This window comes from Nocardia niigatensis NBRC 100131 (genome assembly GCF_000308655.1).
Taxonomy (GTDB): Bacteria; Actinomycetota; Actinomycetes; order Mycobacteriales; family Mycobacteriaceae; genus Nocardia; species Nocardia niigatensis.
This window is the reverse complement of record NZ_BAGC01000048.1, coordinates 71772-85518: the sequence shown is the minus strand read 5'-3', so window position 1 is coordinate 85518 and position 13747 is coordinate 71772. Positions and strand designations below refer to the sequence as shown.

The 13747-nt window shown below is 68.3% G+C and carries 15 protein-coding genes; 10 read left to right on the top strand and 5 right to left on the bottom strand.

The genetic code is table 11. The annotated features are described in order from the left end of the window. Positions 1 to 2: 2 nt before the first annotated feature. Entirely contained in the window at positions 3 to 866 is an 864-nt protein-coding gene (locus tag ON33_RS23260) for an oxygenase MpaB family protein (RefSeq protein WP_040861166.1), read from the bottom strand. A 146-nt stretch (positions 867 to 1012) separates the two neighbouring features. Between ON33_RS23260 and ON33_RS23255 the strand changes: the two genes are divergently transcribed. Further along, the gene (locus tag ON33_RS23255; protein ID WP_051152676.1) at positions 1013 to 1645 is read left to right on the top strand and encodes a TetR/AcrR family transcriptional regulator; all 633 of its coding nucleotides are present in this window, start codon (positions 1013 to 1015) and stop codon (positions 1643 to 1645) included. A gap of 13 nt (positions 1646 to 1658) precedes the next feature. Here the strand turns inward: ON33_RS23255 and ON33_RS23250 are convergent, their stop codons facing one another. Beyond that, on the bottom strand, positions 1659 to 2513 hold the full coding sequence (locus ON33_RS23250) for an oxygenase MpaB family protein (RefSeq protein ID WP_040861165.1): 855 nt from the start codon (positions 2511 to 2513) through the stop codon (positions 1659 to 1661). Between the two features lie 135 nt (positions 2514 to 2648). Between ON33_RS23250 and ON33_RS23245 the strand changes: the two genes are divergently transcribed. From ON33_RS23245 to ON33_RS23235, 3 genes are all read left to right on the top strand, one after another. Continuing rightward, positions 2649 to 4058, top strand: coding sequence for an acyl-CoA synthetase (locus ON33_RS23245; RefSeq protein ID WP_040861226.1), 1410 nt, complete (start codon positions 2649 to 2651; stop codon positions 4056 to 4058). A 34-nt stretch (positions 4059 to 4092) separates the two neighbouring features. After that, complete coding sequence (locus ON33_RS23240; protein ID WP_040861225.1) at positions 4093 to 4461, top strand: PPOX class F420-dependent oxidoreductase; 369 nt, start codon at positions 4093 to 4095, stop codon at positions 4459 to 4461. A 103-nt stretch (positions 4462 to 4564) separates the two neighbouring features. Next, positions 4565 to 4879 carry a hypothetical protein gene (locus ON33_RS23235; protein WP_040861164.1) on the top strand — a complete coding sequence of 105 codons (315 nt, stop codon included), beginning with the start codon at positions 4565 to 4567 and terminating at the stop codon, positions 4877 to 4879. 60 nt (positions 4880 to 4939) lie between these two features. Here the strand turns inward: ON33_RS23235 and dapD are convergent, their stop codons facing one another. Next, positions 4940 to 5902, bottom strand: a complete 963-nt coding sequence (gene dapD, locus ON33_RS23230) for a 2,3,4,5-tetrahydropyridine-2,6-dicarboxylate N-succinyltransferase (RefSeq protein ID WP_040861163.1) — start codon at positions 5900 to 5902, stop codon at positions 4940 to 4942. A 109-nt stretch (positions 5903 to 6011) separates the two neighbouring features. Here dapD and dapE point away from each other — a divergent pair, with 109 nt between their 5' ends. The 6 genes from dapE (at position 6012) to ON33_RS23200 (ending at position 12352) form a co-directional block, all read left to right on the top strand. Continuing rightward, positions 6012 to 7115, top strand: coding sequence for a succinyl-diaminopimelate desuccinylase (gene dapE, locus ON33_RS23225; RefSeq protein ID WP_245550675.1), 1104 nt, complete (start codon positions 6012 to 6014; stop codon positions 7113 to 7115). A gap of 141 nt (positions 7116 to 7256) precedes the next feature. After that, positions 7257 to 8060 carry an LOG family protein gene (locus tag ON33_RS23220; protein ID WP_040861161.1) on the top strand — a complete coding sequence of 268 codons (804 nt, stop codon included), beginning with the start codon at positions 7257 to 7259 and terminating at the stop codon, positions 8058 to 8060. Next, positions 8057 to 8605, top strand: coding sequence for an LOG family protein (locus ON33_RS23215; RefSeq protein ID WP_444543765.1), 549 nt, complete (start codon positions 8057 to 8059; stop codon positions 8603 to 8605). The genes ON33_RS23220 and ON33_RS23215 overlap by 4 nt, the downstream gene beginning before the upstream one ends. A gap of 110 nt (positions 8606 to 8715) precedes the next feature. Further along, positions 8716 to 10485, top strand: coding sequence for a long-chain-acyl-CoA synthetase (locus ON33_RS23210; protein WP_040861159.1), 1770 nt, complete (start codon positions 8716 to 8718; stop codon positions 10483 to 10485). Between the two features lie 74 nt (positions 10486 to 10559). Further along, positions 10560 to 11432: a dihydropteroate synthase gene (folP, locus tag ON33_RS23205; protein WP_040861158.1), complete on the top strand. Its 873-nt coding sequence runs from the start codon at positions 10560 to 10562 to the stop codon at positions 11430 to 11432. After that, complete coding sequence (locus ON33_RS23200) at positions 11429 to 12352, top strand: glucosyl-3-phosphoglycerate synthase (RefSeq protein WP_040861157.1); 924 nt, start codon at positions 11429 to 11431, stop codon at positions 12350 to 12352. Before folP ends, ON33_RS23200 begins: the two co-directional genes overlap by 4 nt. A gap of 7 nt (positions 12353 to 12359) precedes the next feature. Here ON33_RS23200 and ON33_RS23195 read toward each other — a convergent pair whose 3' ends face one another. Together ON33_RS23195 and tatB are read right to left on the bottom strand one after the other, a co-directional pair. Further along, positions 12360 to 13196 carry a hypothetical protein gene (locus ON33_RS23195; protein ID WP_040861156.1) on the bottom strand — a complete coding sequence of 279 codons (837 nt, stop codon included), beginning with the start codon at positions 13194 to 13196 and terminating at the stop codon, positions 12360 to 12362. A gap of 59 nt (positions 13197 to 13255) precedes the next feature. Further along, positions 13256 to 13693, bottom strand: a complete 438-nt coding sequence (gene tatB, locus ON33_RS23190; protein ID WP_040861155.1) for a Sec-independent protein translocase protein TatB — start codon at positions 13691 to 13693, stop codon at positions 13256 to 13258. Positions 13694 to 13747 lie beyond the last annotated feature (54 nt).

Sequence of the window (13747 nt, the reverse complement as noted above, 5' to 3'; positions counted from 1 at the left end):
GCTCAGACCAGAGGACGGCCGAGGCGGCGGCGGAGGCGCATGTCGGCCAGATAGAAGTTGTAGGGGAAGAGCCGGAGCGGGGTGGGGAGGTGGGTCCAGACCGATGAGATGAGGCGGAGCAGGGTGGTGAAGATTCGCTCGTCTCGCGCGGACCAGGTCATGGACATTTCGTCGCGGAGGTGCTGGGGGAGCAGGGCGGTGACGGTGAAGCGGTGGAGGCCGCCGAAGGCGAACTGCAGGGGCCAGGGGAGCATTTTGAGGTCGGTGAGGTCGTTGAAGTATTTGCGGGTGGGGGCGTCGATGGACTTGGTGGCGAGGTTCTCCTCCCAGTAGACGTAGAAGTCGTCTCGGGTGGCGGGCCACATTTCGGGGCGCATCTGCAGGGTGGTGCCCAGACGGGCGCAGTACTGGTAAAAAGCTTCCGCCAGTTCGGGTTCCATGGGGCCGCGCAGGCGGTGGTAGAGGTCGTCGACGCCCCAGTAGAGGCAGGCCGCCACCCACAGCTGCAGCGTGGGGTCGAAGGCGTTGTACTTGACCGCGCTGCCGGGCTTGGAGTGGATGCTGCGGTGCGACCGGTTCACGGCTTCGCGATAGTCGCGGCGGTCGTCGTCATCGCCGAGCAGTGCGACCGCGAGATAGGTGAGGGTGGTGCGCAGCCGCTTGAACGGGTGCAGCGTCACCTTGCCGCTGTCGACGTCGCTTTCCATGACGCCGTAGGCGACCGGCTTCAGCGACAGCTGCATCACGACATTGGCAGCGCCGCCGAGGAAGGCCGCGACACCGTCGATGTGCTCACGCACGGATTCGGGGGTCATCGGCTCGTAGGCCGAGGGGAACTCGTCGAACTTGCGCAGGGGTGCGGTCATCGTTGACACGGCTCCTCGTCGTCACTCCTCACCCATGAGGAGAGTGTGAGAAATATTTGTCCTCACCTTCTCACCGTGGGGTGGTCGTGTCAATGTGCGAAGATTAGTGCCTCACCGTTTCTTTGCGACTGGAAAGGGCCCGGACCATGGCCAAACTGGCCAAACTGCTGCCGCTCGTGCGTGGATCCGGCCCCGAGGATCACAACCAGGCCAAAGTCCTCGACGCCGCGCTCATGGCCTTCCTGGACTTCGGTATCAAACGCACGAGCATGGTCGAGGTCGCCCGCCGCGGCGGCCTGTCCCTGGCCACGCTGTACCGACGCTTCGCCGGCAAGAACGATCTCATCCAGGCCGTCGGGCTACGGCAGGCCCGCCAACTCGTCGACGAGGTCGACGCCGCCGTGCAGGGGCCGATCGAACGTGACGAGAGCGCCGAGGACCAGATCATCGCGCTTTTCGTGGCCTTCATCGAGGGCCTGCGCGGCAACCAGCTGCTGGGCCGGCTGCTCAAGACCGAACCCGAGATCGTGCTGCCGTATCTGACCGTGCAGGGCGCGCCGGTCATCGAACTGGGCCGCGACTACCTGGCCGAGTTCATGGCCCGGCTGCAGGCGGAAGGCAAACTGCCGCAGTACGATCCGCTGCCGCTGGCCGAGATGATCGCCCGCGCCGCGCTGTCACTGGCGCTGACTCCGCAGACGGTCATCCCGCTCGACGATCCCGACGCGCTGCGGCAGTTCGCCCGCGACCACATCGTCCCCGGCTTCCGGATCGTCTGACCGGCAACGGCTTTCACACCAGCCGCAGCCCCAGCTTCCGGCGCAACCGCATATCCGTGAGATAGACGTTGAGCGGGAAGGCACGCAGCGGCGCCGGCACCACCGACTCCGCCGCACCGGCCAGTCGCATCATCCGGGCCAGCGCGCGATCCTGGCGCGGCGTCCAGGTCATGCCCATCTCGTCCCGGAGATGTTGCGGCAGCAGACCGGTCACGAAGAAGCGGTGCACGCCGCCGAAGGCCGGCTGGAACGGGCGGGGCAGCATCTTCAGGTCGATGAGGTCCTCGAAGTACGCCTTGATCTTGGGGTCGATACGGGTCCGTGCGAGGTTCTCGTCCCAGTAGCGGTCGAAGGCGGCGCGGTCGGCGGGCCACATGTCCGGGCGCACCTGCAGGGTGGTGCCGAGCCGGGCGGCGTAGAGGTAGAAGGCTTCGGCGTCGTACTCGTCCATCGGCCCGTGCATGCGCTCGTAGAGATCGCGCGCGCCCCAGTACAGGCAGGCCGCGACCCACAGCTGCAACCGGGGATCGAAGGCGTTGTATTTGACGGTGCTGTCCGCGCGGGACCGGACGTGCTTGTGCACGGAGTCGACGGCCTCCCGGTAGGCCGCGCGGTCCGCCTCGGTGCCCAGCAGGGCGACGGCCAGGTAGGTGAGGGTGGTGCGCAGCCGTTTGAAGGGATGGATCATGACGTTCCCGGATTCCACCGGGCTCTCCACCACGCCGTAGCCGACCGGTGGGTTGGAGAGTTGCATGATCACGTTCGCCGCGGCGCCGAAGAAGCCGGCCGCGCCGTCGAGGTAGCGGCGGACATCGATCTCCGGTGTGGGGGCTGCGGATTCGACACGGTCGTGAAGCGGCCTGGTCATCGTTGACCACATCCTCTGGTGAGAAGGTTATACAGAAACTGTCTTACCCACTCGGGTTACCTGTCAACCGACTGGGCGGCTTCGCAAGCGATTCGTTGCCGAGCGCGGCTCCGGTAGCGTGGGCCCGTGTCGCCGCTGTTGCTGAGCTCGCTGAACCCGGCCGCCATCGCCGCCGGAGCCGATATCCCGGATGCCGTCACCATCGACGGGGAGACGTTGTCGCGCAGTGATCTGCTCGGTGCGGCCACCTCCGTCGCCGAACGGGTCGCCCAGGCGCGCCGGGTGGCCGTGCTGGCCGAACCGACCGTCGTCACCGTGCTGGCCGTGGTGGGTTGCCTGATCGCGGGCGTGACCGTGGTGCCGGTGCCGCCGGACTCCGGCAGCGCGGAACTGGCGCACATCCTGCGGGACTCGGGCGCCCAGGCCTGGCTGGGCAATGCGCCCGCGGACTCCGACCTGCCGGTCATCCCGGTGCGCAAGCACGCGCGCTCCTGGCATCGATACGCCGAACCCGCCGGTAAGGCAACGGCTTTCATCCTCTACACCTCGGGCACCACCGGCGCGCCCAAGGGTGTGATGCTCAGCCGCGACGCCATCGCGGCGGGTCTGGACGCACTGATCCAGGCCTGGGGCTGGACCTCGAAAGACGTGCTGGTGCACGGTCTTCCGCTGTTCCACGTGCACGGCCTGATCCTCGGCGTGCTGGGCCCGCTGCGGGCGGGCAGCCCGCTGATCCACACCGGCAAGCCCACCCCGAAGGCGTACGCCGACGCGCACGGCAGCATGTACTTCGGCGTGCCGACCGTGTGGTCCCGGATCGCCGAAGACCCCGACGCCGCACGGGAATTGGTGAAGGCGCGGATCCTGATCTCCGGCAGCGCGCCGCTGCCCGTGCCGGTGTTCGAACGGCTCGCCGAGCTCACCGGTCACGCCCCGATCGAGCGCTACGGCATGAGCGAAACCATGATCACCCTCTCCACCCGGCCCGACGGTGAACGCCGCCCGGGCTGGGTCGGCATCCCGGTCGCGGGCGTCGAGACCCGCCTGCGCGACGAGGCCGGCGATCCGGTACCGCACGATGGGGAGAGCGTCGGCGGACTCCAGGTGCGCGGCCCCATGCTCTTCGACGGCTATCTGAACAAGCCCGAGGTCACCGCCGAGCACTTCACCGGCGACGGCTGGTTCAAGACCGGCGACGTGGCGGTGATCGACGCCGACGGCTTCCACCGCATCGTGGGCCGGGAATCGGTGGACCTCATCAAGTCGGGCGGCTACCGCATCGGCGCGGGCGAGATCGAGACCGCGCTGCTGGGGCATCCGGCCGTGGCCGAGGCCGCGGTCGTCGGCGTCCCGGACGACGATCTGGGCCAGCGCATCGTCGCCTACGTCGTGCTCCGTGACGGGGCGGGCGACTCGATCGCCGACGAGCTCATCGCCCATGTGGCGGGCGAACTTTCGGCGCACAAGCGGCCGCGTGAGGTCCGGGTGGTGGACGGCCTGCCGCGCAATGCCATGGGCAAGGTTCAGAAGAAACTGCTGTCTTGACCTCGAGTGCACTCGAGGTCATAGCGTGACCGGCATGACCGCATCACTGTCGCCTGCCGAGATCGAGTACCTGAACAGCCAGCGACTGGGGCGGCTGGCCACCATCCGCCCCGACGGCTCACCGCAGAACAATCCGGTGGGCTTCCGCTGGAACGCGGCCCTGGGCACCATCGACATCGGCGGCCGGGACCTGGGCGCCAGCCAGAAGTTCCGCAATCTCCTGAAGGAGGAGCGGGTCGCCTTCGTCGTCGACGACGTGCCCTCGGTCGACCCGTGGACGGTGCGGTGCCTCGAAATCCGCGGCACCGCACAAGCCGTGCGGGACGCGGAACCGTGGTATCCGGGGCTGTCCCCGGAGCTGATCCGCATCACACCCGAACGTGTCATCGCCTTCGGCATCTGACACCTGAGTTCCGGTGCCGGAGTTTTCGGGGTCTCGTCGGGCCCGAGCGCGAACATCTAGTTTCTGGAATCGAAAGATCAAAGATCCCAAGGAGATTCGCCCGATGCACCTCCCTCTGCGCACCACCGTCGCGGCTACCGCGGTCTTCGCCGGCCTACTCGCCCCCGCCGCCGTGGCGGCCGCCGACGCGCTGCCCCTCACCCCCGCGCAGCCCACCGAGCAGATCGCCGGCGGCCCCAGCTTCACCGGTTCGGTGAACACCGGACCCACCGGCACCGGCTCGTTCGACCCGTCGCCCACCGGCTCGTCGAACCTGATCAAGGCCTTCCAGACCGGCTCGGGCCAGTGCAACTCCGGCGCCATTCCGTTCCCCGTCATGGACGGTTCCGCGGCGCCCTGGTGCGGCCTGTACCACTGAGCGCGAAATGACGAAAACCCCTGTCGCTCGCAGTCGACAGGGGTTTTCGCGTGCTCAGGATCAGTCGTTGGCGTGCAGTTCCGCGTTCAGCTCGATGCCGGTGCCTTTGCGAGGCCGGACCTCGACCGCGCCGGTCACCGAGTTGCGGATGAACAGCAGGTTCGACTTGCCCGACAGCTCACCGGCTTTCATGATCTGGCCGTCCGGCAGCGCGACCTTGGTGCCTGCGGTGATGTACAGGCCCGCCTCCACCACGCAGTCGTCGCCGAGCGAGATGCCCAGGCCCGAGTTCGCGCCGAGCAGGCAGCGTTCGCCGAGCGAGATGACCTGCTTGCCGCCGCCGGACAGGGTGCCCATGATGGACGCGCCGCCGCCGACATCGGAGCCGTCGCCGACCACGACACCGGCCGAGATCCGGCCCTCCACCATGGAATTGCCGAGCGTGCCGGCATTGAAGTTGACGAAGCCCTCGTGCATGACCGTGGTGCCGGAGGCCAGGTGCGCGCCCAGGCGCACGCGGTCGGCGTCGGCGATGCGCACGCCCGACGGCAGCACGTAGTCGACCATGCGCGGGAACTTGTCCACGCCGTACACGGTCACCGGGCCGCGGGCGCGCAGCTTCGTGCGGGTGAGCTCGAACTCCTCGCCCGAGCACGGCCCGTAGTTGGTCCACACCACATTGGCGAGCAGGCCGAACTGCCCGTCCAGATTCACGCCGTGCGGACGGACCAGCCGGTGCGAGAGCAGGTGCAGCCGTAGGTATACGTCGTGGGTGTCGATCGGCGCGGCGTCCAGATCGGCGATCACGGTGCGCACCACCACGATCTCGACCCGGCGGTCCTCGTCCGGACCGGCCGAGGCGGCGAGCTTCGCGAATTCCGGATCGGAGGCGTCCAGCCGGACCGTGCCGACCTCGTCCGCGGAGAAGGTCCCGAGGCTGGGATACGGGTACCAGGTGTCCAGGACTGTGCCGTTGACGGTGATGGTGGCTAGGCCGACTGCAGATGCTCCCTGTGTACTCACGCCCCCGTACGTTACCGGGCTGTGAATTCATACCTCATGCGGTGCCGATTTGTGCCATCGCAGCGACCGTGCGAAGAACGGAGGTTATTCCTCCTTTATGGTGGATCAAGTGACCATCGATCTGAGTGCCGACCCCATTTCACTCACCGCCGCGCTCGTGGACATTCCGAGCGTGTCTCAGAACGAGAAGGTCATCGCCGACATCGTCGAAAAAGCGCTGCACGAACAGACCACCGGATTCGAAATCCTGCGGCACGGCAATACCGTGCTGGCGCGCACCAATCGGGGCCTGCCCACCCGCGTCATCCTCGCCGGGCATCTGGACACCGTGCCGATCGCCGACAATGTCCCCGGCCACTTCACGACCACGGCGGACGGTGAACGGCAGCTGTGGGGCTGCGGCAGCGTCGATATGAAATCCGGTGACGCGGTCTTCCTGCACCTGGCCGCCACGGTGGCCGAGCCGGTACACGACCTGACCCTCATCTTCTACGACGGCGAGGAGATCGCGGCCGAGTTCAACGGCCTGGGCCGCATCGAACGCGAACTGCCCGCCTGGCTCGACGGCGATCTCGCCATTCTCGGCGAGCCCTCCGGCGGCTGGATTGAGGCGGGCTGCCAGGGCACCCTGCGGGTGCGCCTGACCACCTCCGGCGTGCGGGCGCACACCGCGCGAGCCTGGCTGGGGGACAACGCCATTCACCGTCTCGCCCCGATCCTGGAGCGGCTGGCCCACTACGAGGCGCGCGCGGTCGAGATCGACGGCTGCACCTACCGCGAGGGCCTGTCCGCGGTCCGCGTGGAGAGCGGCGTCGCCGGCAATGTGGTGCCGGATGTGGCCAGCGTGGACGTGAACTTCCGCTTCGCCCCCGACCGCACCCTGGACCAGGCCACCGAGCATGTGCGCGAGGTGTTCGCCGGTCTGGAACTGGATTTCGAGCGCACCGACGGCGCGCCCGGCGCCCTGCCCGGCCTGTCCAATCCGGCCGCCAAGGACCTCATCGAGATCGTGCACGCGTACGGCAGCGGCGGCGTCCGCGCCAAGTACGGCTGGACCGATGTCTCACGGTTCGCCGCCCGCGGCATCCCGGCCGTGAACTTCGGCCCGGGCGACCCGAACCTGGCGCACAAGCGCGACGAGCACCTGCCCGTCGACCAGATCACCCAGGTGACGTCGATGCTGCGCAGCTACCTCACCGGCGCCAAAGGCTGACGAACCAGCAGCTGGAAGCCCCGAAGGTTCGCGGCGCGTCTCGATTCTGGAGCGGGGGAGCGGAGTGAGTGAAGAATCGAGACCTCCAGCGCCGCGAACCCCGCCCGTAGCGGAGCGGAGGGCAAATTGGATACTGCCTGCATGTCTCCTGACGCCGAGTACGAGGGTGTGCGTTCGCCGAAGACGCCACGGTTCCGCGGGCCGATCATGTTGCGGCGGGATCGCAAGAAGGGGATAGGAACCACCGATCAGCATCTGCTCGACGAGCGCGGCCGGGCCGAATGGGTGCACGCCGACCCCTGGCGCGTGCTGCGCATCCAGGCCGAATTCGTCGAGGGCTTCGGCGCTTTGGCGGAGGTGCCGGCCGCGGTGGCGGTCTTCGGCTCGGCCCGCACCCCCGCCGAATCGGCCGAATTCCAGGCCGGCACGGCCATCGGAAGCGCTTTGGCCCGAGCCGGTTTCGCGGTCATCACCGGCGGCGGGCCGGGCACCATGGAGGCGGCCAACCGGGGCGCGTCGGAGGCGGGCGGGTATTCCATCGGCCTCGGCATCGAGCTGCCCTTCGAACAGCACCTCAACGAGTGGGTCGACCTCGGCATCAACTTCCGGTACTTCTTCGCGCGCAAGACCATGTTCGTGAAGTACGCCCAGGCGTTCGTCTGCCTGCCCGGCGGGTTCGGCACCCTCGACGAGCTGTTCGAGGCGCTGACCCTGGTGCAGACCCGCAAGATCACCCGCTTCCCGATCATCCTGTTCGGCACCGAACACTGGTCGGGACTGATGGATTGGATGCGCGACTCGCTGCTCGGCTCGGCCAAGATCGCCCCCGGCGACCTGGGGCTGCTGCACGTCACCGACAGCGTGGACGAGGTGGTGCGTATCGTGGTGGAGGCTGCGCAGGCGCGCCAGGAATTGGCCGAGGCGGGCGTGGAGGATCAGTGGTGAGTACGGCCTACGCCGTCTGTGTGTACTGCTCGGCCAGTGTGGACGATCCGGTGGCGCTGGACCTGGCCACCCGGGTGGGCGACGAGATCGGCCGTCGCGGTTGGCAATTGGTGTCCGGCGGCGGCAATGTGTCGATGATGGGCGCGGTCGCGCAGGCCGCGCGCGCCGCGGGCGCCCGGACCGTCGGGGTGATCCCGAAGAAGCTGGTGCACCGCGAGGTCGCCGACACCGATGCCGACGAGTTGGTCGTTACCGATACCATGCGCGAACGCAAGCAGGTCATGGACGACCGTGCCGACGCCTTCCTCACCCTGCCCGGCGGCATCGGCACGCTCGAGGAGTTCTTCGAGACCTGGACCGGGGCCTACCTGGGCGTGCACGCCAAGCCGGTGGTGGTGCTCGATCCGCAGGACCACTACGCGGGCCTGTTCACCTGGATCGAGGAGCTGCGGCTGCGGGGGTACGCGGGCCGGGACGCGCTGAAACGAGTGCTGGTGACCAAGGACTTCGACGCCGCCTTCGCCGCCCTGCGGCCGAGCCGCTGAGCCGCCGGTGAATCCGATATCGAAACCGTCTGGTTCCACTCGACAAGATCGGGCGAATCGGTAAGGCTGGGCTCAGGGCGTGACCGCGCCCGGGTGAGGAGCACAGCGAAGTGACTACGGATGCCCGTTCGACCGTGAGCCTGATCGATCTGGCCCGCAGTCTGCCCGGCATGGCGATGCAGGCCCCCGGTATGCTCCGCAATATCGGGCACATGCTGGTGAAATCCGGTGACAGGGCATCCATCGGGCTGTTCTTCCAGCGCGGCGCGGCCCGGCATCCTGACCGGCCCTTCCTGAAATTCGAAGGGCGCGTGTACACCTGGGGCGAGACCAACGCCGAGGTCAACCGGTACGCCAAGGTCCTCGCCGCGCACGGCGTCGACCGCGGCGACGTGGTCGGCATCCTGATGGCCAACCGCGCCGAAGCGCTGTTCACCGTGCTCGCCACCGTGAAGCTCGGCGCCACCGCCGGCCTGCTCAACCACAATCAGCGAGATGTGGTGCTGCAGCACAGCTTCGGGCTGCTGAACTCGGTGCTCGACGTGATCGGCGAGGAATGCGCCGACGCCCTCGACACCCTCGCCGAGGCCCGGCCCGCGCTGCTCTGGTCCGAGCAGCTGGCCACCGAGGCCCGCACCGCCGACGCCTCGAATCCCAGTGTGACCGAACAGATCACGGCGAAGGAGCGCGCCTTCCTGATCTTCACCTCCGGCACCACCGGCCTGCCCAAGGCCAGCATCATGACCCACCTGCGCTGGACCAAATCCATGGCCGGCATCGGCGGGCTCGGCGTCCGGCTCGACGGCGGCGACACCCTCTACTGCTGCCTGCCGCTGTACCACAACAACGCGCTGACGGTGGCCCTGTCCTCGGTCATCGCGGGCGGCGCGACCTTCGCATTGGGCCGCAAGTTCTCGGCCGGCCGCTTCTGGGACGAGGCCATCGCCAACCAGGCCACCGCCTTCATCTACATCGGAGAGCTGTGCCGCTACCTGCTCAACCAGCCCGCCAAGCCCGCCGACCGCGCGCACACCGTCCGGCTCTGCGTCGGCAACGGCCTGCGCCCCGAGATCTGGGACGAATTCCAGCGGCGCTTCGGCATCAAGCGGATCGTCGAGTTCTACGGCGCCAGTGAGGGAAACATCGCCTTCATCAACGCCTTCTCCGTGGCCCGGACCGCCGGTTTCACGCCGTTGCCCTTCGCGGTCGTCGAATACGACGACGCCACTGGCAAGGCGCTGCGCCACCCGGACGGCCGCCTGCGCCGGGTGCCCGCGGGCGGGGTCGGCCTGCTGCTCGCCAAGGTCACCGACCGCTCGCCCTTCGACGGCTACACCGACGCCTCGGCCACCGAATCCAAGCTGGTGCGTGACGGTTTCGAGGCGGGCGACTGCTGGTTCGACACCGGCGACCTGGTGCGCGATCAGCGCTGGAGTCATATCGCGTTCGTGGACCGGCTCGGCGACACCTTCCGCTGGAAGGGCGAGAACGTGGCCACCACCGAGGTCGAGGGCGCCTTCGACGGCATCGACTCGGTCACGCAGGCAGTCGTTTTCGGCGTCGACATCCCCGGCACCGACGGCAAGGCCGGCATGGCCGCGGTGACGCTGCACGAGGGCGGGCACTTCGACGGCAAGGTCGCCGCCAAGGTGCTCTACGACCGGCTGCCGACCTACGCCGTGCCGCTGTTCATCCGCGTGGTGCCGCAGCTGGAGCAGACCTCCACCTTCAAGAACCGGAAGGTCGAACTTCGCAAGCAGGGCTATACCCCCGACGGTGAGACCGTCCTCTACGTCCTCGCCGGGCGTACCGAGGGCTACGTTCCCGCGTACCCCGAATATGCTGCCGACGTCGCCGCGGGCCGCGCGCCCGGCAACTGAACAGCAGCCGGTCGGGGCCCGATTCCGGTCGGCTGCCCAGCAGTGGCGTCACGGCCCTCGGTACAGTCGGGGGCATGTGTGCGCCGTTGCCGACATTGTGCGGGAAGCCGGTGGCGACGGATCGGGCGCTTGTCATGGCGATCGTGAACCGGACGCCGGACTCCTTCTATGACCAGGGCGCGACGTTCACCGACGAGGCCGCCATGCGGGCCGTCGACAAGGCCGTCGCCGAGGGTGCGGACCTGGTCGACATCGGCGGGGTGAAGGCCGGGCCCGGCTCCGAGGTGGACGCCGCCGAGGAAGCCCGCCGGGTGGTGCCGTTCGTGGCGGCCATTCGCGAGCGCTACCCGGAGCTGCTCATCAGTGTGGACACCTGGCGTGCCGGCGTGGCCCGGGCCGCGGTCGCCGAGGGCGCGGATCTGATCAACGACACCTGGGCGGGGGCGGACCCGGATCTGGTCGGCGTCGCGGCCGAACTGGGCGCGGGAATCGTGTGCTCACATACCGGGGGCGCCATTCCGCGGACCCGTCCGCACCGGGTCCGGTACGCGGATGTGGTGACCCAGGTCACCGAGACGGTGGTGGCCGCGGCCGAAAATGCTGCGGCGGCAGGGGTGGCCAAGGACTCGATTTTGATCGATCCGACCCATGATTTCGGCAAAAACACCTATCACGGGCTCGAATTGTTGCGTGCGATAGACGTTCTTGTGAAAACCGGATGGCCCGTCTTGATGGCGCTGAGCAATAAGGATTTCATCGGAGAGACTCTTGGTGTCGAGCTGTCCGAACGATTGGAGGGCACATTGGCAGCGACTGCTTGGTCGGCCGCAGCGGGTGCTCGCGTCTTTCGAGTGCACGAGGTGGCTCACACCCGCCGGGTGGTGGACATGATCGCCGCCATCCAGGGTCACCGCCCACCCGCCCGTACGCTGCGAGGTCTCGCATGAAAACAGACTGGGTGAACACCAACACCTTCGACCGCCCGGACTGGACGGTCCCTGAACTCATCGCCGCGAAGGGTGACCGCACCGTCTCGGTGGTGCTGCCCGCCCTCAACGAGGAAGCCACCGTGGCCGCCGTGGTGGCCAGCATCCGGCCCCTGCTCGGCACGCTGGTGGACGAACTCGTCGTCCTGGACTCCGGGTCCACCGACGCCACCGCCGCCCGCGCACAGGCCGCCGGAGCGACCGTGGTGACCCGGGAACAGGCCGTCCCCGAACTCGACCCCGTCCCCGGCAAGGGCGAATGCCTGTGGCGCTCGCTGGCGGTCACCAGCGGCGACCTCATCGCCTTCGTCGACTCCGACCTCATCGACCCGGACCCGAACTTCGTCCCGAAGCTGCTGGGCCCGCTGCTCACCGTCGACGGCATGCACCTGGTCAAGGCGTACTACCGCCGCCCGCTGCGCACCGGCGAGTCGGTGGACCACCACGGCGGCGGCCGCGTCACCGAACTGGTGGCCCGCCCGCTGCTGGCCGCGCTGCGCCCGGAACTGTCGAATGTGCTGCAGCCCTTGGGCGGCGAGTACGCCGGCACCCGCGAGCTGCTCGCCTCGGTGCCGTTCGCGCCCGGCTACGGCGTCGAGATCGGCCTGCTGCTCGACACCTACGACCTGCTGGGCCTGTCCAGCATCGGGCAGGTCAATCTCGGTGTCCGCCAGCACCGCAACCGCCCGCTGGCCGACCTGGGCGTCATGAGCCGCCAGATCCTGGGCACGGTCCTGGGCCGCAGCGGAATTCAGGACTCCGGCGCGGCGCTGACCCAGTTCCCCATGGTCGCAGGCGAATTCATCGCGCACGCGACCGAGGTGTCGCTGGCCGACCGCCCGCCCATGAACACGCTGCGCCCCGAAGAGGCCGCCGCCTGAGGTGATTTCACCGGTCGTGCCGGTAGATCGGGGTGAGCAGGTCCGCCTCGATGGGCTCGCCCGTGGAACGGTCGTAGCGGACGCCCACCACGGCCGAGAACGGGTGGGTGCTCGCGCGCTCGTGCAGGGTCGCGAGTCTGGTTGCCAGCAACCGGATCGCGCCCAGCGAGGCGGGCGGGTGCAGGCCGTCGATGACCAGCACGCTGCCCTTGCCGTCCGGGCGCGGGAGGCGGGCCAGATAGGCGATGTCGTAGGGCTCGGTGCCGCCCGGGCGGTAGACGCGCCGCGCGGCCCGGTCCTCGATGCCCCGGCGCACCCGCCCGGCGCGCGCCACCGTGCGGCGCAGGCGCGGGTCGGCGGCTACCAGATACCGCAGACTGGGCGACAATTCGGGCCCGCCGAGCACGATCAGGCCGTCCCGGTCGAGGTCGAGCGGGCGGCCCGGCAGGAAGCGCTGCACAGTGGCGGTGAAGCCGAGTTCCCTCAGCAGCTCGACGAGCCGGTGCGGGGCCGCGGCATCCGGCGCGCCCACGAGCGCCATGGCGCGCGTGGTGCTGCGGACATCCGGGGTCAGGATGGTGAGCGGACCGTGCCCGAAGAACAAACCTTCGGGTACCGGCCCTTGCGTGCTCACCTGATGGATGCGGGCGCGGGAAAGCCCCGCGGCCGCACCTATTCTCGCGAACGTCCAGCCCTCGGCATGCAGTTCGCGGATAACGGCGCGGCGGATGCGAGTCAGCTCATTGATCTGCTGCTGCGCGGCTGCCACGCCTTCGGTGGCGGCTTTCAGGCGTTCGACCTTGTCCTCGATCGCGAATACCCGGGCCACCTCGTCGGCCGACATGTGCGCAGTCTAGATAGCTGGACAGCATCATGCGTCAAGTCCGCTCGACATATTTGATCTCAGGTGGCGTCCGGGTCCACCGGCGGACGTTCGTTGCGCTCCAGCGGTTTTTGTTCCTTCGGCATCGAAATCGGGCCGGATCCGCTATTGGTGGAACCGTTTCCGCTGTTCGGGGAGCTGACCGGCTTGTCGAAACTGGTCAGGTCATTGAAGCTGTTCAGGATCGAATCGTCCCCGTCGAGCAGGTGTTTGGTGACCATCGACCGAGGATTCATACTGCGCAGTTCGTTCAACTGCTCCAATGGTTTCCGGATCTCGTCGAATTCCGGACCGAGCTCATTGCGCAATTGCTGAGTTGCGCCGGTGGCGTAATCGCGGGCCTGCTTCAGGGCGTGCGCGGTCCAGCGAACGGCGCCGGGCAGTCGCTCCGGGCCCAGAATCACAAGTGCGGCGACGAGCAGGATGAGCATCTCGCCCCAGCCGATATTGCTGAACACGGTGTCTATTTTGCCCTTCGCTTCGCTACGGGCGGTTCGCGGCCCCCGAGGTCT

Coding starts and splice junctions, on each gene's coding strand:
- ON33_RS23235 (WP_040861164.1), top strand. CDS start 4,565: ATGCACCTCCCTCTGCGCACCACCGTCGCGGCTACCGCGGTCTTCGCC.
- ON33_RS23260 (WP_040861166.1), bottom strand. CDS start 866: ATGACCGCACCCCTGCGCAAGTTCGACGAGTTCCCCTCGGCCTACGAG.
- ON33_RS23240 (WP_040861225.1), top strand. CDS start 4,093: ATGACCGCATCACTGTCGCCTGCCGAGATCGAGTACCTGAACAGCCAG.
- ON33_RS23255 (WP_051152676.1), top strand. CDS start 1,013: ATGGCCAAACTGGCCAAACTGCTGCCGCTCGTGCGTGGATCCGGCCCC.
- ON33_RS23200 (WP_040861157.1), top strand. CDS start 11,429: ATGAAAACAGACTGGGTGAACACCAACACCTTCGACCGCCCGGACTGG.
- ON33_RS23195 (WP_040861156.1), bottom strand. CDS start 13,196: ATGTCGGCCGACGAGGTGGCCCGGGTATTCGCGATCGAGGACAAGGTC.
- ON33_RS23220 (WP_040861161.1), top strand. CDS start 7,257: ATGTCTCCTGACGCCGAGTACGAGGGTGTGCGTTCGCCGAAGACGCCA.
- folP (WP_040861158.1), top strand. CDS start 10,560: ATGTGTGCGCCGTTGCCGACATTGTGCGGGAAGCCGGTGGCGACGGAT.
- ON33_RS23250 (WP_040861165.1), bottom strand. CDS start 2,513: ATGACCAGGCCGCTTCACGACCGTGTCGAATCCGCAGCCCCCACACCG.